The sequence below is a fragment of the Rhodococcus sp. NPDC058532 genome, from assembly GCF_042719255.1.
GTDB lineage: Bacteria > Actinomycetota > Actinomycetes > Mycobacteriales > Mycobacteriaceae > Rhodococcus_G.
On the sequence record NZ_JBHXNU010000010.1, the window covers coordinates 57,083 to 75,379 of the forward strand.

Consider the following 18,297-nt stretch of genomic DNA (forward strand, 5'->3'; position numbering starts at 1 on the left):
GCCGCCCGGCGGGCACGGGCTCGATGCTGTCACCACCTCCCCAGCTCATCGGGTCGGCGCCCACGCGGGCGGCCGACGTTGCAGAAACGCCGTCATCCCCTCGATCGCCTCCGGGGTGCCGAACAGCCGCGCGGACTGCGCGGCCAGCCCGGCCGCACCACGATCGAAACCCGCCAGCATCCCCGCCGTCGTCAACCACTTCGACTCCGCCAGCCCCTGCGGCGACGCCAGCGCCAACTCCGCCAACCACCCCGCCACCGCGACGTCGACGTCCTCGGCGGCAGCCGTGATCAGCCCGATCGCCGCCGCCTCCGCCGAGCCGAACTTCTCCCCCGTCAGGAAGTAGCGGCCCGCCGCACGCGACGACATCCGCGGCAGCACCGTCAGCGAGATGATCGACGCAGCAAGCCCGAGCCGGGCCTCGGTGAGCGCGAACGTCGCAGACGGGCCTGCCGCGACCAGGTCACAGGCCCCGACCAGCCCCATCCCGCCCGCCCGGACGTGGCCGTCGATCCGGCCGACGATCGGTTTCGGCAGCTCAAGGAACGCGCGCAGCAGGTCGGTCATCTGCGTGGTGCGCCTGGCGGCAAGCGCCGCCGGGTCGGCCGCCTCCGCCGCGCCGCTCGCCTCCGACAGGTCCGCGCCCGCGCAGAACGTCCCCCCGGTGTGGGCCAGCACGACGGCCCGCACCGAATCGTCCGAGGCGGCACGGGACAGCGCCTCCCGGAGCTCCCCGACCAACCGCGACGAGATCGCGTTCCGGTTGTGCGGCGAGTCCAGGGTCACGGTCGCGAAGCCGTCCGCCGCCTCGTAGCGGACGTACGGCCCGGAGCTCGGTTCGGTCCCCATCGTCAGTACGACCTCGGCAGCCCGAGGGAATGCTGGGAAACGAAGTTGAGGATCATCTCCCTGCTCACCGGGGCGACCCGCGCGATGCGCGCCGCACCGAGCATGGCGGCCAGCCCGTACTCCTTCGTCAGGCCACCACCGCCGTGCGTCTGGACGGCCTGGTCCAGGCACTTGATGCTCGCCTCCGCCGCCGCGTACTTCGCCATGTTCGCGGCCTCCGCGGCACCGAAGTCGTCGCCGCTGTCGTACAACACCGCTGCCTTCTGCATCATCAGCTTCGCGAGCTCGAGTTCGATCTTGCACTGCGCGAGCGGATGCGCGATGCCCTGGTGCGCGCCGATCGGCGTCTTCCAGACCGACCGCTCGTTCGCGTACGTCGTTGCCGCGTTCAGGGCGTAGCGCCCCATCCCGATCGCCATCGACGCACCAAGGATCCGTTCCGGGTTGAGGCCAGCGAACAGCTGCATCAGCGCCGCGTCCTCGGATCCGACCAGCGCGTCCGCCGGGAGCCGCACCTCGTCGAGAAACAGGGCGAACTGGTGGTCGGGTGCGACGATGTCCATGTCCATCCGCGTCCGCTCGAATCCGGCGGCGTCGGTGGGAACAATGAACAGCGCTGGCTTGAGCTTGCCGGTCTTGTGGTCCTCGGTCCGGGCGACGATCAGGACGGCGTCCGCCTGATCCACCCCGGAAATGAAGATCTTGTTCCCGGACAGGATCCAGTCCCGCTGATCCCCCGTCGCTCCGCTCGCCCCGTCACCATCCCGCCGTGCGGTGGTGGTGATCTGGTGCGAGTTCGAGCCCGCATCCGGTTCGGTGATCCCGAACGCCATGATCTTGCTGCCGTCGGCGAGCGCGGTCAGCCACGTCCGCTTCTGCTGCTCGGTGCCGTACTTGCCGATGATGGTGCCGCAGATCGCCGGGGACACGACGACGAGCAGCAGGCCCGCGCCCTGCGCGGCCAGTTCCTCCTGGACGAGCGCGAGCTCGTAGATGCCCGCACCCCCGCCGCCGTACTCCTCCGGCAGGTTCACCCCGAGGAAGCCGAGTTTGCCCGCCTCGTTCCACAATTCGGTGAGCGGCTCACCCCTGCGGGCCCGCGGCAGCACGTAGTCCACGTAGTTGTAGCGCTCGCCGAGGCTGGCGACCGCCGTCCGCAATTCCCTCTGCTCGTCGGTCTCGATGAAACCCATGTGCGTCACTCCCCTGTCCCGGTGGTGTCGTCGACGATCGCGAGAACGGCACCCACGTCGACCTGCTGGCCGACGGTGACGTTCAGTTCGGTGAGCACACCGTCCGCTGGCGCGGTGATGGTGTGCTCCATCTTCATGGCCTCCAGCCACAAAATCGGGGTGCCCGCGGTGACCCGGTCCCCGGCCGCGGCGCCGAGCCGGATCACCGTGCCCGGCATCGGGGCGAGCAGCGACCCGGCGGCAACCGCGGTCGCGGGGTCGACGAACCGCGGCACCGCCCGGAACGCGGACCCGCCCAGCGTCGAATCGACGCACACGAGGTCCCCGTAGCGCGCCACGTCGAAGGCGCGACCGAGCCCGTCAACCACAAGCACCACCCGATCCGGGGTCGCCGACACCAGGTCGACGGCGCCGACGCCGTCGGTGTCCAGGGCGCCGTCCCGCCCGATCCGGTACTCGACTTCATGTGTGCACGTTGCACTCTCGAACACCTTGCGCTGTCGTTGCGAGGGGACGTTGCGCCATCCGCTCGGCAACGCACCGATCACCCGTGCCGATGCGCGATTGGCGGCTGCCTGCGCCAGCGCCGCGGCAAGGGCCGAAATCCGTTCCGCGGCCTGCGTCGCGAGCGGAGCGGCGAGCATGCCCAGACCCTGCCGGTCGAAGAACGCGGTGTCGGTGTCACCGGCCAGGAAGGCCGGATGCCGCAGCACGTTCACCAGCAGGTCCCGGTTGGTGACCAGGCCGTGGATCCTCGCCCGGGCCAGCGCCGCCGCCAGCCGGCTCGCCGCATCCCTGCGGGTCGGCGCCCAGGCGATGACCTTGGCGAGCATCGGGTCGTAGTGCACCCCGACCACCGAGCCGTCGACGACGCCGGAGTCCAGCCGCAGCCCCCTCCGATCCGACGGAACCCCGAATTCGGTGTCCACGCCTGGGATCTCAATGGCGTGGATCGTCCCGGACTGCGGCTGCCAGTCGCGGGCCGGGTCCTCGGCATACAGCCGGACCTCGATGGCATGCCCGTGCGGGGCGGGGGGCCGCTCGTCCAGGGCGGTCCCGGACGCCACCTGGAACTGCAGGTCCACCAGGTCGAGCCCGGTGGTCAGCTCGGTGACCGGGTGCTCGACCTGCAGCCGGGTGTTCATCTCGAGGAAGTAGAAGCCGCCCGCCTCGTCCGCGAGGAACTCCACCGTGCCTGCGCCCTCATAGCCGATCGCGGATGCGGCGTCGACCGCGGCCTGAAACAGGCTGTCACGCATGCCCTTTCCTGCCGATTCCAGGCGCTCGACAAGTGGGGACGGCGCCTCCTCCACGACCTTCTGGTGGCGACGCTGGATCGAGCACTCGCGTTCGCCGACGGCCCAGACGGTGCCGTGGCCGTCGGCCATCACCTGCACCTCGATGTGCCGCCCGGTCTCGAGATACCGCTCGCAAAACACCGTCGGATCGCCGAACGCGGATCGTGCCTCCGCCCGGGCGCCCTCGATCTGTCCGGGCAGGTCGGCGAGCGTCCGCACCACCCGCATGCCGCGTCCGCCGCCGCCAGCGGACGCCTTGACCAACACCGGCAGATCGGCGTCGGTGACCTGCGCCGGATCGAGTTCGGCCAGCACCGGGACACCGGCGGCGGACATCATCTTCTTCGACTCCACCTTCGAGCCCATCAGCTCGATCGCCTTGACCGGCGGTCCGATCCACGTCAGCCCGGCATCCTGGACGGCCTTGGCGAATTCCGCGTTCTCGGAGAGGAATCCGTATCCGGGATGCACCGCGTCGGCGCCCGCGGCGAGGGCGGCGGCGACGAGCGCCTCCGCCCGCAGGTAGGTCTCGGCGGGAGTGTTCCCGGGCAGGCGCACGGCGACGTCCGCCTCCCGGACGTGCGGAGCGTCGGCATCGGCGTCGGAATACACGGCGACGGTGGCGATTCCGGCCGCCCGCGCACTCGCAAAGACCCGACGGGCGATCTCGCCGCGGTTCGCCACGAGGACGGCGGTGATCGCGTTGGAGGTGACGGTCACGGGTGGCTCACATTCTGAAGACACCGAAGTTCGCGGTGCCTTCGATCGGGGCGGTGGCAATCGCCGACAGACACATTCCCAGCACGGTGCGCGTGTCGCGTGGGTCGATGATGCCGTCGTCGTAGACGCGGCCGGACAGGAACAGCGGAAGCGACTCCGCCTCGATCTGGGCCTCGATCATCGCCCGCATACCCTTGTCCGCGTCCTCGTCGAACGGGACGCCCTTGGCCTCCGCGCTTCCGCGCATCACCATGGACACCACCCCCGCGAGCTGCGCGGGTCCCATCACCGCGGACTTCGCGCTCGGCCAGGCGAACAGAAAGCGCGGATCGTAGGCGCGGCCGCACATGCCGTAGTGGCCTGCGCCGTAGGAGGCGCCCATCAGGACCGAGATGTGCGGGACGGTCGAGTTCGACACCGCGTTGATCATCATCGCGCCGTGCTTGATGATGCCGCCCTGCTCGTACTCCTTGCCGACCATGTACCCGGTGGTGTTGTGCAGGAACAGCAGCGGCGTGTTCGCCCGGTTCGCGAGCTGAATGAACTGGGTGGCCTTCTTGGCCTCCTCCGAGAACAGCACCCCGCGCGCGTTGGCGAGGATCCCGATCGGATAGCCGTGCAGTTCGGCCCATCCGGTGACCAGCGAACTTCCGTACAGCGGCTTGAACTCGTCGAAGTCCGAGCCGTCGACGATCCGGGCGATCACCTCACGCGGATCGAACGGCACCTTCAGGTCGGTGGGCACGATGCCGAGCAGGTCCTCGGCGTCGAGGAGCGGTTCGATGACCTCGCGGCGGGGGGCAGGCCCCTGCTTGCGCCAGTTGAGCCGCCGGACGATGCTGCGGCCGATCCGGATCGCGTCGTACTCGTCCTGTGCGTAGTGGTCGGCGAGTCCGGAGGTGCGGGCGTGCATCTCCGCACCGCCGAGCGACTCGTCGTCGGACTCCTCGCCGGTCGCCATCTTCACCAGCGGGGGCCCGCCGAGGAACACCTTGGAACGTTCCTTGATCATCACGACGTGGTCGGACATGCCGGGGATGTAGGCGCCCCCGGCGGTGGAATTGCCGAACACCAGTGACACGGTGGGGATTCCCGCTGCCGACGCACGGGTGAGGTCCCGGAACATCCGCCCGCCGGGAATGAAGACCTCCTTCTGCGTCGGCAGGTCGGCACCCCCGGACTCGACAAGGGAAATCACCGGCAGCCGGTTCTGCTCGACGATCTCGTTGATCCGGAAGCTCTTCTTGATCGTCCACGGGTTGCTGGCGCCACCGCGGGAGGTGGGGTCGTTGGCGACGATCATGCACTCGACACCCTCGATCACCCCGATGCCGGTGACCACGTTCGCCCCCACCGGGAACTCGCTGCCCCACGCGGCGAGGGTGCACAGTTCGAGAAACGGCGAATCCTCGTCGATCAGCAGCTCGATCCGCTCCCGCGCCAACAGCTTTCCCCGCGTGTGATGGCGGTCCACGGCCTTGGCTCCGCCGCCGGCGAGCGCCTTGTCGAACTCGCGCTGCACCTCGTCGAGCTTGGTCCGCATCGACTCCGCTGCGGCGACGAAACCCTCGCCCGCGGTGTCGAGCGTCGATCCGATCAGTGTCATCAGTTGTCCCCTCAGTGTCAGGCTTGGAATCCGAGCAGCTTTGCGGCAAGGGACGTCATGATCTCGGTGGTCCCGCCGCCGATTCCGAGGATTCGCATGTCGCGGTACTGCCGTTCGACCTCGCTCTCCCGCATGTAGCCGAGACCACCGAACAGTTGCACCGCCTGATGCGCGACCCACTCCCCCGCCTCGACCGCGGTGTTCTTCGCGAAACACACCTCGGCGAGGACGTTCTCGTCGCCCGCCGTGTAGCGATCCACGATCGAGCGGGTGTAGACGCGCGAGACGTCCACCTTCCGTGCCATCTCGGCCAGGGTGTTCTGCACCGACTGGCGGCTGATCAGCGGCCGCCCGAAGGTCTCGCGGTCCCGGCACCAGTCCAGGCTCAGATCGAGGCAGCGCTGAGCGCTGGAATACGCCTGCGCTGCGAGGGCGACCCGTTCGGCGACGAAGGCCTTGGCGATCTGCGCGAAACCGGTGTTCTCCGCGCCGACCAGGTTGGCCGAGGGGACGCGGCAGTCGACGAAGGACAGTTCCGCGGTGTCCGAGGCGAGCCAGCCCATCTTCTCCAGCTTGCGGGCAACGGTGAATCCCGGTGTGCCCCTCTCGATCACCAACAGCGACACCCCGGCTGCGCCGTCGCCTCCGGTGCGGACCGCGGTCACGACGAAGTCGGCACGGCACCCGGACGTGATGAACGTCTTCGCGCCGTTGACGATGAAGTCGTCGCCGTCGCGGACCGCCCGGGTGGTCAGGTGGCCGACATCGGAGCCGCCGCCGGGTTCGGTAATCGCGAGCGAACCGATCGCCGCACCGGCCAGGGTGGGCCGCACCCACCGCTCGACCTGACCGGGGTCCCCCGCCGCGACCAGGTGCGGCAGCGCGATCCCGGAGGTGAACAGGGACGCGAACAGCCCACCCGAGCATCCCGCGTAGTGCATCTCCTCGCAGATCACGATCGCGTCGACGGGGTCGCCGCCGCCACCGCCGACCGACTCGGGGAACGCGACCCCGAGCAGGCCGAGTTCGGCGGCCCTGCGGTGCAGGTCCCGGGGCAACTCCCCGGCGCGTTCCCACGCGTCCTGCTGCGGGAGGACGTCCTTCTCGACGAATCGTCGTACGGTCTCGCGTAGTTCACGTCGTTCGGGGGTGTTCCAGGCGTCGGTCACGAGGCGGCCTCCTGCGCGTCGTTCGGGTCAAGCAGTGCGGTGGGTATCGGCACGTGCCGCGAGCGCAGCCATTCGGCGAGTCCCTTCGCCTGCGGATCGAAGCGGGCCTGATAGGCGACACCCATGCCGAGAATGCCTTCGACCACGAAGTTCACCGCCCGCAACCGGGGCAGCAGGGTGCGGGTGATCGTCAGGTTCGCGGTCTCCGGCAGCAGGCGTCGGATCTCGTCGACGGTGAGCGTGTGCGCAAGCCATCGCCACTGGTCGTCCGTGCGCACCCAGACGCCGATGTTCGCGTTGCCGCCCTTGTCCCCGCTGCGGGCGGCCGCGACGGCGCCGAGCGGCCGGGTCCGGGTCGCGCCGACGGGCAGCGGCGGCGGCAGGTCCGGGTCGGGCAGCGGCGCGAGGGCCAGGGTGTCGTCGGGCGGGGCCATCTCGGACCGGGCTCCGTCGGGAAGCACCGCGACGTGCGGAACCTGGTGCGCGTCGACGTATCCGGGCGTGTACACCCCGTACGGCGCGCCGTTGCCGGGCATCGACAGGAACGTGCACCCCGGGTAGCTGGCCAACGCGAGTTCGACGGCCACGTTGGAGAAGGCGCGACCGACCCGGTGCGGGTCGGGATCCCGGACCACGCAGCGCAGGATCGCGCTCGCCCGTTCCTCGGTGTCCGCGTCCTCCCGGTCCAGGCGGGCGAGGTTCCAGGTCAGTTCGGCCGGGCGCTCCGGAAGCCAGGCCTCCAGTTGCGTCCGGGCGAGGTCGGCCTTGGCGTCGATGTCGAGTCCGGTGAGAACGAACGCCATCTCGTTGCGGAACCCGCCGAGCGTGTTGAGGGAGACCTTGAGCCGCGGCGGCGGCGCCTCGCCCCGCACACCCGAGATCTCGACCCGGTCGGGCCCGACCTGGGTGAGGGCAACGCTGTCGATCCGGGCGGTGACGTCGGGTCCCGCATACCGGGCATCCTGGATCTCGTACATCAGCTGCGCGGTGACGGTGTCCACCGTGACGGCGCCACCGGTGCCCTCGTGCTTGGTGATGACCGAGGTGCCGTCCGCGCGGACCTCGGCGATCGGGAAGCCGGGTCGGCCCAGGTCGGCGATCTCGGTGAAGAACGCGAAGTTGCCGCCGGTGGCCTGGGTGCCGCACTCGATCACGTGCCCCGCGACGACCGCCCCGGCGAGGCGGTCGTAGTCGGTTCGGCTCCAGCCGAAGTGGTGGGCCGCGGGACCGACGACAACGGAGGCGTCGGTGACCCGCCCGGTCACCACGACGTCGGCGCCCGCGCCGAGGCACTCGGCGATGCCCCACGCGCCGAGGTAGGCGTTGGCGGTCAACGGCTGCCCCAGCCCGAGTTCGCCCGCCCGGGCGGTCAGGTCGTCGCCCTCCACGTGCGCGAATCGGGCGGGGACACCGACCCGGTCCGCAAGCTCGCGGAGCCGGTCGGTCAGCCCGGCCGGGTTGAGGCCGCCCGCGTTGACGACGATCTTGACGCCGCGGTCCATCGCAAGACCGAGACCGTCCTCCATTTGCCGCAGGAACGTCTTGGCGTAGCCGAGGCCCGGGTCCTTCAGCCGGTCTCGGCCGAGGATCAGCATGGTCAGCTCGGCGAGATAGTCCCCGGTCAGGTAGTCCAGGTCGCCACCGGTGAGCATCTCGCGCACTGCGGAGATCCGGTCACCGTAGAAGCCGGAGCAGTTGCCGATCCGGATGGTGCTGGTCACTGCTGCGCCTTTCGTTCGCGCCCGACACCGGGCAGGCCGGCGAACGCCTGGGCGATGCCCAGCCAGGTGTGCGCGTCGGGTCCCACCGCGGCGAGGGCGAGGTCGTCGGGATGCGCCCGCTGCGTCACCAGCAGGCAGAAGTCGTGCGCGGGGCCGGTCACCCGCTGCGACGCGCGGTCCGGACCCCACACCCAGAGGGCACCGTCCGGGCCGGTCAGCTCGACCCGGAACTCCTCGACGGGCGGGGGCAGTTCGTGGACCGTGAACGCGAAGTCGCGGGTGCGCACCCCCAGATGCGCGATCGACCGGAGGCGGCTCGTCGGTTCGGTCTCGACGCCGAGCGCGGCCGCGACGTCCTGCCCGTGCGCCCAGGTCTCCATCAGTCGGGCGGTGGCCATCGACATTGCGCTCATCGGCGGCCCGTACCACGGCAGCCTGGTACCGGGCGGCGTCTCGGTCAGCGCCCGCGCCAGCGCGGCGCGTCCGGTCCGCCAGTCCGCGAGCAGGTCGGCGGGCCTGCGCCGCGCCTGCGCCTCCGCCCCGGCATCGACGAAGCCCGCCGGGTCGGCCCAGGCCGCGGTCAGCGACTCAGCGAAGGCGGCCGGGTCGGAGACGGCGAGCAGCGCGGCGCGGTCGGTCCAGGCGAGGTGCCCGATCTGGTGCGCGACGGTCCACCCGGGTGCGGGGGTCGGGGTGGCCCAGCCGTCCTCCCCCAGTGCATCGACCATCGCGTCCAGCTCGCTCCCCTCGGCGAGCAGGTCGGCGACCACGGCGTCCAGTTCCGCCATACCTCTCCCTCCACGGTGATGTGTCCAGGATCACCGTGGTGCGGGAAAAAATCAAGCACGCCTGATTGTTATTTTCCGCCGCCGCAGCAGCCCGACCCGATTCGGACATCGAATATCGCTGTGCCGCAATAATGTTCAACCCTACGATCGCCCTGCGATTCCACCCCGGACCGACCCGGGTTGCTGTACAACTGACGCGCGTCAGGGCCCACTTCCCCCACACCAAGGAGTCACATGTCCATCGAAATGCCCTCGGACCCGCTCGGCCTCCTGCTCTCGCTACTGCCCCCGCCGCAGCCGGTCTTCGGCATCGGGGTCGGTTCGATCGAATTCGGCCTCGGCGCCGGCGGATCCTCGGTGGGACTCGGGTCGATCGGCCTCGGCTAAATCCGGAACCCCGCACCATCCCGGGCGCACCGGGGCGAACGTCGATCAAACAGCGGACGCTGCCCGTTATCTCCAAACGAAGGTCTGGTCACAGCCTGGTCACATCGTGTACAAATAGCGCGAACGCTTGTCCAGGCGTCCACAAATGTAGGTACCAGCAAACCAGGAGTTAAAGTCATGTCCTCTGATTTCGCGGATCTGTTCGGCGGTCTGGCCACGGTGTTCGACGCTCTCGACAACATCTCCTCGGGCTCCAGCAACGGCGGCGGCAGCGGCAGCAGCAGCACCGGCTCGCTGAGCAGCCTCTCGGCCGAGTAGGCACGCGCCCCACGACGCGGGGCCACCGGCACACGCCGGTGGCCCCGCGTCGTTTTCGTTGACGATCACGGTCGTCACCATTTCGTGATTGACGCGCTGGTCAGCGACGCAATCGCGGGCCGGGCAGGTCGGCATCGGACATCAGCGCGTCCTCAAGGGCGCCGCGGACCGCTTCCACCCAGGCGAGCAGGCCCGCGATGTCGAGACCATGGGGCGGGTCGGCGGCATAGGGCCGAATCCGGTCTCGCCCCCTGACCAGCAGGGACCCCGCGCCGACCCGGTTGCCGCGGCGCAGGTGGGTGAACCCGACCGCGAGTTGCGCGAGCCCCTGCCACAGCGGGCGCTCGGCCTCCGGCGCCGACTTCCACGCGTCCTCGAGCACCTCGTGGGCGTGAAACGGCAGCCCGGCATCGAACAGGCGTTGCGCCTCGTCAACGGTGTCGGCCGGCGTCCGGACCAGCCCCTCGGGAGCGCGGGGCACCCCGGCCATGCCCCGCGCCAGCGGTCGACCCAACCCGTCCCGAGGTCGGGCGTTGCGGGGACGGCCAGCCGAGTCACGCTCTCGTCGGTCCACACCCCAAGACTAGAGCCAGCACTCTGTCGAACGACTGTCCAACTCGGCCCATTACCCGTTACCCTGGGTAACAGGGTTAGTCGTGGACAGCACGCAAGGAGAAGCATGGCTCACATCCACCGCACCGCGGTCGCGAAGGTGAACGTCGGCGCCGGGTTCGCCTACGTCGACGACTACCGCAACGTCCCCGACTGGATGTTCGGGGTGACGCGCTTCGAACCGGTCGGGTCGCAGACCCACGGCCTTGGCGCCACCTTCGACGCGACCATGCAGCTCGGCCCGAAGGCACTCAATTCCCGGGTCCGGATCACCGAATGGGAGCAGGACCGGCTGATCCGCCTGGAATCCGTCGACGGCATCAGCAACGGGTCGACCTGGCGATTCTCCCCCACCCCGGACGGCAACACCGAGCTGTCCGTCGACTTCGATTACACCCTTCCCGGCGGCCTGCTCGGCAAGGCGCTCGCCAAGATCGTCGAACCGATCGTCGGGACAGCGATCGCGCACACCGAGGCCACCCTGCGGGCACGGACCGAGGCGCTGGCGGAGGACCCGCGGGGCAGCTGACCCCACCCGCCCCGCCCGGTGGTGACGGGCGGGCGGGGCGCATCCGTCAGGCCAGCAGGCCCTTGGCGATGTGCGTCACCTGGATCTCGTTGGAGCCCGCGTAGATCATCAGCGACTTCGCGTCCCGCGCGAGCTGCTCGACCTTGTACTCGGCCATGTAGCCGTTGCCGCCGAACAGCTGCACCGCCTCCATCGCCACCTCGGTCGCCGCGCGCGAGGAGTACAGCTTCATCGCGGAGGCCTCGGCGAGCGTGACGGGGTTCCCGGACGCGGTGCGCTCGATCGCGTTGAACACCATGTTCTGCACGTTGAGGCGGGCGACCTCCATCTCGGCCAGCTTGAGCTGGATGAGCTGGAACTGGGCGATCTCCTTGCCCCACAGCTTCCGGTTCTTCGCGTAGTCGATGGACAGCCGCTGGCACTCATTGATGATGCCGAGCGCGAGCGAGGCGATGCCGATCCGTTCCGCCGCGAACGACTCCTTCGCGCTCTCCTTGCCGTCGCCCTTGGCGGGGTTCTCGGTCTCGCCGAGCAGGCGGTCCTTGCTGATCCGGACGTTGTCGAAGAACAGTTCACCGGTGGGCGAGGAGTTCATGCCCATCTTCTTGAACGGCGCGCTCTGGGTGAAGCCCTCCATGCCCTTGTCGAGGACGAAGCCGAGGACCTTGCGATCGCGACGGTCGACGGAGGCGTCGCCCTCGTCGAGCTTGGCGTAGACGATGGTGACGTCGGCGTACGGGCCGTTGGTGATGAAGGTCTTCTGGCCGTTGAGGATGTAGTCGTCGCCGTCGCGCCGGACGTAGGACTTCATCCCACCGAACGCGTCCGACCCGGAGTCGGGCTCGGTGATTGCCCACGCGCCGACCTTCTCCATCGTGACCAGCTCCGGCAGCCAGCGCTTCTTCTGCGCGAGGGTGCCGCGGCTGCGCAGCGTCCCGACGGTCAGGCCGAGGCTGACGCCCATCGACGCGACCAGGCCGAGGCTCACGCCAGCGAGTTCGCTGTTGAGAATGACGCCCATGCTGCCCGCGCCGCTGAAGCCGCCGCCCTTCTCGCCGGAGTCGGGTGCTGCCTCGCCGCGTTCGCGCGCCTCTTCCTTCCCGAACGCCTTCTCGAGGGCCTCGGTGGCCATCTCGTCCATCCCGAAGGTGGCGTACATCTTCCGGATGATGTCGAACGGCGGCAGTTCGCCGCTCTCCAGCCGGTCGACGTGCGGCTTGATCTCCTTGTCGATGAAGCCACGCAGTGCGTCGCGGAACATCAGGTCGGTATCGGACCACTCGTACATGTCGTGAACTCCAAGCGTTTTCGGGCAATCAGGCAGTCACGCAAATATAGAACACGTTCTGATTCGGTGTCCGGAGTGCGGCCGGATCGGGCCGGACTCGAGCTGCCCTTCGTCCGATACTGGTGGCATGAGCCGCACGGGCGCCGCCGTTGAGGTCAGGCCGCGCGCCGCAGCCGCTGATGCCGCCCGCCCGACAGCGACCACGTCGGGTCGGGGTCGGCGCTGCCGCGGCGGCACCGTTGCACGCTGAATTCCGTGATCGGCAAGCGTTCCAGCAGTCGCGACTCGGCGCAGGGGTCGCCGGGAACCCCCTGCTCGAGCATCGAGTACGCGGTGTGGTTGACCGACTGCACCGCCACCCGCAGCGCGTCGAGCGCGGTACCCGACGGACCGAGCCGGGCCAGGGTGTGCCCGCCCTGCACGGAGGTGCCGACCACCGCAAAGAAGTCCCATTCGCGTCCCGGCGGCAGCGCCGCGGCGGGCGGGGAGGGGTCATCGGCCCGGGTGAACTTTTCGGACGGCTGGGGTGCGGTCGCCATGATGCGCCTTCTTCCGTGTGCTGCTTCCCACATCGGTTCCGTCTGGTTCGACGTTAGCGCCGGGCACCGACAATGCCGCGGAACCGCCCCGCGACACCCCGTTGGTGGCATCATCGGAACTCGTGAGCAGCGACAACGACTCCCCCGGCTTCGCCGATGCTGCCGCGGTCCTCGCCGCGCAACCGTTCAGCGCGCTCGTCGGCGCCCGCCTCACCGACTACACCGACGGCGCCGCCACCCTCGAGATTCCGATCCGACCCGACCTGCTGCAGCAACACGGGTTCGTCCACGGCGGCGTGCTGTCCTACGCCGCGGACAACGCCCTCACCTTCGCGGCGGGCACGGTCCTCGGGCCGAGCATCGTCACCGCTGGCTTCACGATCAGCTACCTGCGGCCCGCCGTCGGCACCCTGCTGCGGGCCACGGCCAGCACGGTCAGCGCCACCCGACGGCAGGCACTGTGCCGCTGCGAGGTGTACGTCGACGGACCGGACGGCACCACGCTGTGCGCCGCGGCGCAGGGGTCGGCGACCCGCATCGACCTCGACCGGGCCCCCTCCTGACGCCGGTGGGCCCGCCTCCCTCATGGGAAGGCGGGCCCACCGGATCACACCGTCAGGTCCGGTGCGTCAGTGCATCACCACCGGGGCCGCCTCGCCCGATGCGGGCGCGGCCGGCTTGCGGCGCGGCAGGAAGAACGCCGGAATCAGCGTCAGCAGCAGCAGCACCAGCGCAACCATGAAGGTGTTGCCGAACGCGTCGGCGGCCGCGGACAGCCCCTGCTCGATCGCACCGGGCGGCAGCTGCGCCGCGACCGACGGGTCGTGCTGGGCCGCGGCGACGGCCGCCGCCTCCGGACGGTCCTTCATCTGGTTCGTCAGCACCACCGACATGGTCGCGGTACCGACGGATCCGGCGACCTGCTGGACGATGTTCATCAACGTCGAGCCCCGCGCGATGGTGTGATCGGTCAGCGTCTGCATCGCCGCGGTCATGATCGGCATCATCGTGCAGCCCATGCCGAGGCCCATCACGAACAGCGCACCGAGCAGCAGCGGGTACGGGGTGTCCGCGCCGAGCTGGGTGAACACGCCCATGCCGACCGACATCAGCGCGATACCGAACATCACGATCTTGCCGGGGCCGATCCGGTCCACCAGATTGCCCGCGATCGGCATTGTGACCATCGCGCCGATGCCCTGCGGGGCGAGCAGCAGTCCGGCGGCGAGGGTCGTCTCGCCGCGCACCTGCAGGAAGTAGCTCGGGAACAGCAGGCCCGCGCCCATGAAGGCGACCGCGAACAGGCTGGACGTGAGCACCGCGATCGTGAGGTTGCGGTTCTTGAACAGCCGCAGGTCGATCAGCGGGTGGTCGGCGCGGCGCAGCGCGTGGAACACGAAGGCGACCACCAGCACCAGACCGATCGCGCAGGACACCACGACGCGGGTCGTCAGACCGCCGCCGCCCTCGGCGATCGAGGACACGCCGAACAGGAACAGCGCGAGGCCGGGCGAGAGCAGCAGCATGCCGAGGAAGTCGAACGACTCGGACGGTTGCGGCTTGTCGGACGGCAGCAGCATGAACGCGGCGATCAGGGCGACGATGCCGATCGGCAGGTTGATCAGGAAGATCCAGTGCCAGCTCGCCGCCTCGATCAGCCAGCCGCCGAGGATCGGGCCGCCGATCGGCCCGAGCAGCATCGGGATGCCGAGCACCGCCATGACCCGGCCGACCCGGTGCGGGCCTGCCGCCTTCGTCATGATCGTCATGCCGAGCGGCATCAGCATGCCGCCGCCGAGTCCCTGGATCACGCGGAACGCGATCAGCGACTCGACGCTCCAGGCGACCGAACACAGCACCGATCCTGCGACGAACAACACCAGCGCGGTCATGTACAGCCGCTTGGTCCCGAACCGGTCCGCCGCCCAGCCGGTGGCCGGGATGACGGCGGCGAGGGCCAGCGTGTACGCGGTCATCGTCCAGGCGACCGTGGCGTACGTCGCGTTGAACTCCTGCATGAACGTCGGCAGGGCGACGGACACGACCGTGACGTCGAGAATGGACATGATGGCGCCGAGCACCACCACGCTGGCGATCTTGAGAACTGCGCCGTCGATCTTGTCCGAGGCCGCGGGGGCTCCCGGTGTCGGCGTCGTCATGGGGTCTCCTGACGGGTCATCTGGTGGACACGCGGGACGGCGGCCCTCGCGTGCGGTCAATCGGCACGAAGCGTTTCGCGCTGACGATCACGAGCAACGGCGCGGCCATCGACCGCGCTACGAATGTCAACGATGACGTACACCGTCCGTCAATGGCGAATACTTGTGAGGGGCATCACCCGTTGGCCGATGCCCCTGACCCGCCGATCCGATCACGACGCGCCCGCGTCGGGCAACCGAGTTTCCCCGTACACCCGCTCGTTGCCTGCCGCGAATACGCTGCTGGACATGGCAGCGGCCGCCCGAACCCTGATCCTCCTGAGACACGGAAAGTCGGCGTACCCCGACGGGGTGACCGATCACGATCGGCCGCTCGCGTCGCGGGGACGCCGGGAGGCCGCGCTGGCAGGCGACTGGATCCGGCGCACCCAGCCGCCCGTCGACGCGGTGCTGTGCTCGACCGCGACGCGCACCCGCCTGACCCTCGCCGCGGCCGGGGTCGACGCCCCCACCCGCTACAGCGACCTGTTGTACGGCGCGACACCCGCGCAGGTTCTGCACGAGATCGCGGGCACCGCCGCCGGTGTGCGCACCCTGCTGGTCGTCGGGCACGATCCCGGCATTCCCGGTGCCGCGACGGCCCTCGACCCCCGGTCGCGGTACGCGGACCGGATCGCCGACAAGTTCCCGACGTCGGCGCTGGCAACACTGGCCGTCACGGACGCCTGGGCGGGGATCCACGTCGCAGGCGCGACCCTGACCTCGTTCCACGTGCCGCGCTGACCGATCCCGCGACCGACCGTCGAACGGCGGGAGCCGGGCCTGTGCTCCACAGGCCCGGCTCCCGGACGGCTCCGCACTCGCGGTAGGGCTCAGCCCTTCGCGATCGACACCATCTCCGCGACGTCGAGCAGCTTGATGCGGGGACGGCCCGCCGCCTTGCCGAGTTCGCGTTCGCGGGCGTCGATCAGCTTCCAGCCCGCCCAGTCGACCTCGTCGGGCTGCCGGTCCGCGAGCAACGCCACCAGGGCGTCCCGATCCGCCTTCGGGGTGTCGAGGCGCTCGGCGGTGAGGTCCTCGAGGATGAGTGCGATGGTGTCGTGTGCGCACTGCCGGTTGGTGCCGATGACACCCGACGGCCCGCGCTTGATCCAGCCCGCGGTGTAGGTGCCGGGCACCGGGACGTCGGTGCCGACCTCGGTGACCCGGCCGCCGACGTTCGAGATGGTGCCCCTCGACTCGTCGAACGGCAGGTCCGGGACCGGGACGCCGCGATAGCCGACCGAGCGCAGCACCAGGCCGGTCTCGAGGACCTCGGTGTCGTCGGTGCTGCGGGCACGCATGGCGCCGGACTCGTCGGCGACCATCTCGTTGCGGGCAACGACGAGCCCGGTGACGTGGTCGGTGCCCTGCACCTCGACCGGGGACACCAGGAACCGCAGGACGATCCGCTTCGGGTGACCGGAGAGGGGCCGGGCCGCGTACTCGCGGAGGATGTCGAGCTTGAGCTTCTTCGCCGGGTTGGCCGCGACCTCGGCGGCGCTGACCTCGTCGAGCTCGAGCTCGGCCGGGTCGACGACGACATCCACACCCGGCAGGTGCCCGAGGGCGAGGAGTTCCGGGTTGGTGAACGCGGCCTGAGCCGGTCCGCGCCTGCCGAGCAGCACGACCTCCTCGATCGCGCTGTCCCGCAACGCGTCGACCGCGTGCTGCGCCATGTCGGTCTTGGCGAGGGTGTCGGGGTCGAGGACCAGCAGCCGCGCCACGTCGAGCGCGACGTTGCCGTTGCCGACGATGACCGCCCGCTTCCCGGTCAGATCGAAGTCGCGGGCGGCGTAGTCGGGATGGCCGTTGTACCAGGCGACGAACTCGGTGGCCGCGAGGCTGCCGGGCAGTTCCTCGCCCGCGATGCCGAGGTGCCGGTCGCTCGGCGCGCCGACCGTGTAGATCACCGCGTGGTGATGTTCGAGGAGTTCGGCGTGGCTGATGTGGGTGCCGACCTCGACGTTGAGGTGCATGCGGAAGCCGGGCCTGCGGGACACCTCGGCGAACAGGTCGGTGACGGCCTTCGTCTCGGGGTGGTCGGGGGCGACGCCCGCGCGCACCAGTCCCCACGGTGTCGGCAGCCGGTCGAACATGTCGACCTCGATGCCGGACCGTTTGAACGCGAGCAGTTCGCGGGCCGCGTAGAACCCGGACGGCCCCGCGCCGACAATTGCGACGCGGAACGGCTCGTCGACGTTCTTCGGGAACTTCAGCGACGGGCCTGGTGCGGCGTCCTCGAGATCGCCCGCGGCGAAGTAGTCGGCGTTGATGGAGGCGTACCGTTCCATCGACGCGGGCAGGTCGTCGTCACGGAAGATCGCGTTGACCGGGCAGGCGTCAACGCAGAGGCCGCAATCGATGCAGCTCTCGGGATCGATGTACAGCATCTCGGTGCTCTTGAACGCCCGCTCGTCCGGCGTCGGATGGATGCAGTCCACCGGGCACACCTCGGTGCAACTCGCGTCGTTGCAACAAGGCTGAGTGATCACGAACGCCACTGTCGATCTCCTCCAAAATAGAACATGTTCTCGCAGAGAGTACTCGTTCGATGCGAGGTATGTCACAGAGGTTGTGATGGAAGTGACAATGGTCCCGGATCGGACCCGCCGACCCGGAACCAGCGGTCAGCCCCGCAGCTTCCGCAAGCCAACGACAACGGCGACGACCACCGCGACCGACAGCAGCGCCGGCCAGAAGCCGATCGCCCACCAGAGCACGCCGAACCCGATCACCACCGGTGCCGCGACGATCGCGGCGATGCCCGGACTCTCCCGCACCGTCTCCAACGCCGCCTGCGTCTTCACCTTGTCGATTCCCTTGCCTGCCATGTCGTCGCTCCCTCAGGTCGGCGAGAAGTCCTCGCGGTGCAGGCCGGAGCGGAATGTCCGGTTCCCCCCCCACGATAGACGCGGAACGGCCCCGCACTCACGAAGAGTGCGGGGCCGTCCCCGACATCGGCACCGTGGGGGGGTTTTCCCCCCAGGGGGGGGGGGAGACAGAACAGGGCAGGGGAAGAGAATGGGGGGGGGCGACCAAAAAACGGGCGGCGAAGGGGGGAAAAAAAACAACGAGCTGT

18 protein-coding genes are annotated in these 18,297 nt (G+C 69.6%); 5 read left to right on the plus strand and 13 right to left on the minus strand.

Annotated elements, in window-relative coordinates; all coding sequences use genetic code 11:
* Positions 1–45 precede the first annotated feature (45 nt).
* The 7 genes from ACFWQG_RS13590 to ACFWQG_RS13620 all read right to left on the minus strand — a co-directional run bounded on the left by ACFWQG_RS13590 (position 46) and on the right by ACFWQG_RS13620 (position 9,344).
* Entirely contained in the window at positions 46–849 is an 804-nt protein-coding gene (locus ACFWQG_RS13590; RefSeq protein ID WP_378508153.1) for an enoyl-CoA hydratase family protein, read from the minus strand.
* Between the two features lie 2 nt (positions 850–851).
* Positions 852–2,042 (minus strand): acyl-CoA dehydrogenase family protein, encoded by a 1,191-nt coding sequence (locus ACFWQG_RS13595; protein WP_378508154.1) that lies wholly within the window; start codon positions 2,040–2,042, stop codon positions 852–854.
* Between the two features lie 5 nt (positions 2,043–2,047).
* Complete coding sequence (locus ACFWQG_RS13600; protein ID WP_378508155.1) at positions 2,048–4,060, minus strand: biotin carboxylase N-terminal domain-containing protein; 2,013 nt, start codon at positions 4,058–4,060, stop codon at positions 2,048–2,050.
* A gap of 7 nt (positions 4,061–4,067) precedes the next feature.
* Positions 4,068–5,666: an acyl-CoA carboxylase subunit beta gene (locus ACFWQG_RS13605; RefSeq protein ID WP_378508156.1), complete on the minus strand. Its 1,599-nt coding sequence runs from the start codon at positions 5,664–5,666 to the stop codon at positions 4,068–4,070.
* 17 nt (positions 5,667–5,683) lie between these two features.
* Positions 5,684–6,835, minus strand: coding sequence for an acyl-CoA dehydrogenase family protein (locus ACFWQG_RS13610; protein WP_378508157.1), 1,152 nt, complete (start codon positions 6,833–6,835; stop codon positions 5,684–5,686).
* A complete protein-coding gene (locus ACFWQG_RS13615) occupies positions 6,832–8,487 on the minus strand; it encodes an acyclic terpene utilization AtuA family protein (protein ID WP_378508270.1) in 1,656 nt (551 codons plus the stop codon). Before ACFWQG_RS13615 ends, ACFWQG_RS13610 begins: the two co-directional genes overlap by 4 nt.
* Positions 8,488–8,552: 65 nt before the next feature.
* Positions 8,553–9,344: a TIGR03084 family metal-binding protein gene (locus ACFWQG_RS13620; protein ID WP_378508158.1), complete on the minus strand. Its 792-nt coding sequence runs from the start codon at positions 9,342–9,344 to the stop codon at positions 8,553–8,555.
* A gap of 234 nt (positions 9,345–9,578) precedes the next feature.
* On the opposite strand from ACFWQG_RS13620, the gene ACFWQG_RS13625 reads away from it, so the two are divergent.
* Together ACFWQG_RS13625 and ACFWQG_RS13630 are read left to right on the plus strand one after the other, a co-directional pair.
* Complete coding sequence (locus ACFWQG_RS13625; RefSeq protein ID WP_378508159.1) at positions 9,579–9,731, plus strand: hypothetical protein; 153 nt, start codon at positions 9,579–9,581, stop codon at positions 9,729–9,731.
* Between the two features lie 177 nt (positions 9,732–9,908).
* The gene (locus ACFWQG_RS13630; RefSeq protein ID WP_378508160.1) at positions 9,909–10,049 is read left to right on the plus strand and encodes a hypothetical protein; all 141 of its coding nucleotides are present in this window, start codon (positions 9,909–9,911) and stop codon (positions 10,047–10,049) included.
* Between the two features lie 100 nt (positions 10,050–10,149).
* Here ACFWQG_RS13630 and ACFWQG_RS13635 read toward each other — a convergent pair whose 3' ends face one another.
* The gene (locus ACFWQG_RS13635) at positions 10,150–10,623 is read right to left on the minus strand and encodes a DUF309 domain-containing protein (protein WP_378508161.1); all 474 of its coding nucleotides are present in this window, start codon (positions 10,621–10,623) and stop codon (positions 10,150–10,152) included.
* 105 nt (positions 10,624–10,728) lie between these two features.
* On the opposite strand from ACFWQG_RS13635, the gene ACFWQG_RS13640 reads away from it, so the two are divergent.
* The gene (locus ACFWQG_RS13640; RefSeq protein WP_378508162.1) at positions 10,729–11,190 is read left to right on the plus strand and encodes an SRPBCC family protein; all 462 of its coding nucleotides are present in this window, start codon (positions 10,729–10,731) and stop codon (positions 11,188–11,190) included.
* Between the two features lie 46 nt (positions 11,191–11,236).
* Here the strand turns inward: ACFWQG_RS13640 and ACFWQG_RS13645 are convergent, their stop codons facing one another.
* The gene (locus tag ACFWQG_RS13645; RefSeq protein WP_378508163.1) at positions 11,237–12,478 is read right to left on the minus strand and encodes an acyl-CoA dehydrogenase family protein; all 1,242 of its coding nucleotides are present in this window, start codon (positions 12,476–12,478) and stop codon (positions 11,237–11,239) included.
* Between the two features lie 155 nt (positions 12,479–12,633).
* Complete coding sequence (locus tag ACFWQG_RS13650; protein WP_378508164.1) at positions 12,634–13,017, minus strand: hypothetical protein; 384 nt, start codon at positions 13,015–13,017, stop codon at positions 12,634–12,636.
* Positions 13,018–13,139: 122 nt separating this feature from the next.
* Here ACFWQG_RS13650 and ACFWQG_RS13655 point away from each other — a divergent pair, with 122 nt between their 5' ends.
* Positions 13,140–13,580 (plus strand): PaaI family thioesterase, encoded by a 441-nt coding sequence (locus tag ACFWQG_RS13655; protein ID WP_378508165.1) that lies wholly within the window; start codon positions 13,140–13,142, stop codon positions 13,578–13,580.
* A gap of 66 nt (positions 13,581–13,646) precedes the next feature.
* On the opposite strand, the gene ACFWQG_RS13660 is transcribed toward ACFWQG_RS13655, so the two are convergent.
* Positions 13,647–15,176, minus strand: coding sequence for a DHA2 family efflux MFS transporter permease subunit (locus tag ACFWQG_RS13660; RefSeq protein WP_378508166.1), 1,530 nt, complete (start codon positions 15,174–15,176; stop codon positions 13,647–13,649).
* Between the two features lie 288 nt (positions 15,177–15,464).
* Here ACFWQG_RS13660 and ACFWQG_RS13665 point away from each other — a divergent pair, with 288 nt between their 5' ends.
* A complete protein-coding gene (locus tag ACFWQG_RS13665) occupies positions 15,465–15,959 on the plus strand; it encodes a SixA phosphatase family protein (protein WP_378508167.1) in 495 nt (164 codons plus the stop codon).
* An 89-nt stretch (positions 15,960–16,048) separates the two neighbouring features.
* On the opposite strand, the gene ACFWQG_RS13670 is transcribed toward ACFWQG_RS13665, so the two are convergent.
* Positions 16,049–17,719: a 4Fe-4S binding protein gene (locus ACFWQG_RS13670; protein ID WP_378508168.1), complete on the minus strand. Its 1,671-nt coding sequence runs from the start codon at positions 17,717–17,719 to the stop codon at positions 16,049–16,051.
* Positions 17,720–17,845: 126 nt separating this feature from the next.
* Positions 17,846–18,049 carry a hypothetical protein gene (locus ACFWQG_RS13675; RefSeq protein WP_378508169.1) on the minus strand — a complete coding sequence of 68 codons (204 nt, stop codon included), beginning with the start codon at positions 18,047–18,049 and terminating at the stop codon, positions 17,846–17,848.
* Between the last annotated feature and the right edge of the window lie 248 nt (positions 18,050–18,297).

What these genes read in the sequence shown, in the direction of transcription:
- ACFWQG_RS13590 (WP_378508153.1), bottom strand. Translation starts at nt 849, where the DNA reads ATGGGGACCGAACCGAGCTCCGGGCCGTACGTCCGCTACGAGGCGGCG.
- ACFWQG_RS13595 (WP_378508154.1), bottom strand. Translation starts at nt 2,042, where the DNA reads ATGGGTTTCATCGAGACCGACGAGCAGAGGGAATTGCGGACGGCGGTC.
- ACFWQG_RS13605 (WP_378508156.1), bottom strand. Translation starts at nt 5,666, where the DNA reads ATGACACTGATCGGATCGACGCTCGACACCGCGGGCGAGGGTTTCGTC.
- ACFWQG_RS13615 (WP_378508270.1), bottom strand. Translation starts at nt 8,487, where the DNA reads ATGCTCACCGGTGGCGACCTGGACTACCTGACCGGGGACTATCTCGCC.
- ACFWQG_RS13620 (WP_378508158.1), bottom strand. Translation starts at nt 9,344, where the DNA reads ATGGCGGAACTGGACGCCGTGGTCGCCGACCTGCTCGCCGAGGGGAGC.
- ACFWQG_RS13625 (WP_378508159.1), top strand. Translation starts at nt 9,579, where the DNA reads ATGTCCATCGAAATGCCCTCGGACCCGCTCGGCCTCCTGCTCTCGCTA.
- ACFWQG_RS13630 (WP_378508160.1), top strand. Translation starts at nt 9,909, where the DNA reads ATGTCCTCTGATTTCGCGGATCTGTTCGGCGGTCTGGCCACGGTGTTC.
- ACFWQG_RS13640 (WP_378508162.1), top strand. Translation starts at nt 10,729, where the DNA reads ATGGCTCACATCCACCGCACCGCGGTCGCGAAGGTGAACGTCGGCGCC.
- ACFWQG_RS13645 (WP_378508163.1), bottom strand. Translation starts at nt 12,478, where the DNA reads ATGTACGAGTGGTCCGATACCGACCTGATGTTCCGCGACGCACTGCGT.
- ACFWQG_RS13650 (WP_378508164.1), bottom strand. Translation starts at nt 13,017, where the DNA reads ATGGCGACCGCACCCCAGCCGTCCGAAAAGTTCACCCGGGCCGATGAC.
- ACFWQG_RS13660 (WP_378508166.1), bottom strand. Translation starts at nt 15,176, where the DNA reads ATGACGACGCCGACACCGGGAGCCCCCGCGGCCTCGGACAAGATCGAC.
- ACFWQG_RS13665 (WP_378508167.1), top strand. Translation starts at nt 15,465, where the DNA reads ATGGCAGCGGCCGCCCGAACCCTGATCCTCCTGAGACACGGAAAGTCG.
- ACFWQG_RS13675 (WP_378508169.1), bottom strand. Translation starts at nt 18,049, where the DNA reads ATGGCAGGCAAGGGAATCGACAAGGTGAAGACGCAGGCGGCGTTGGAG.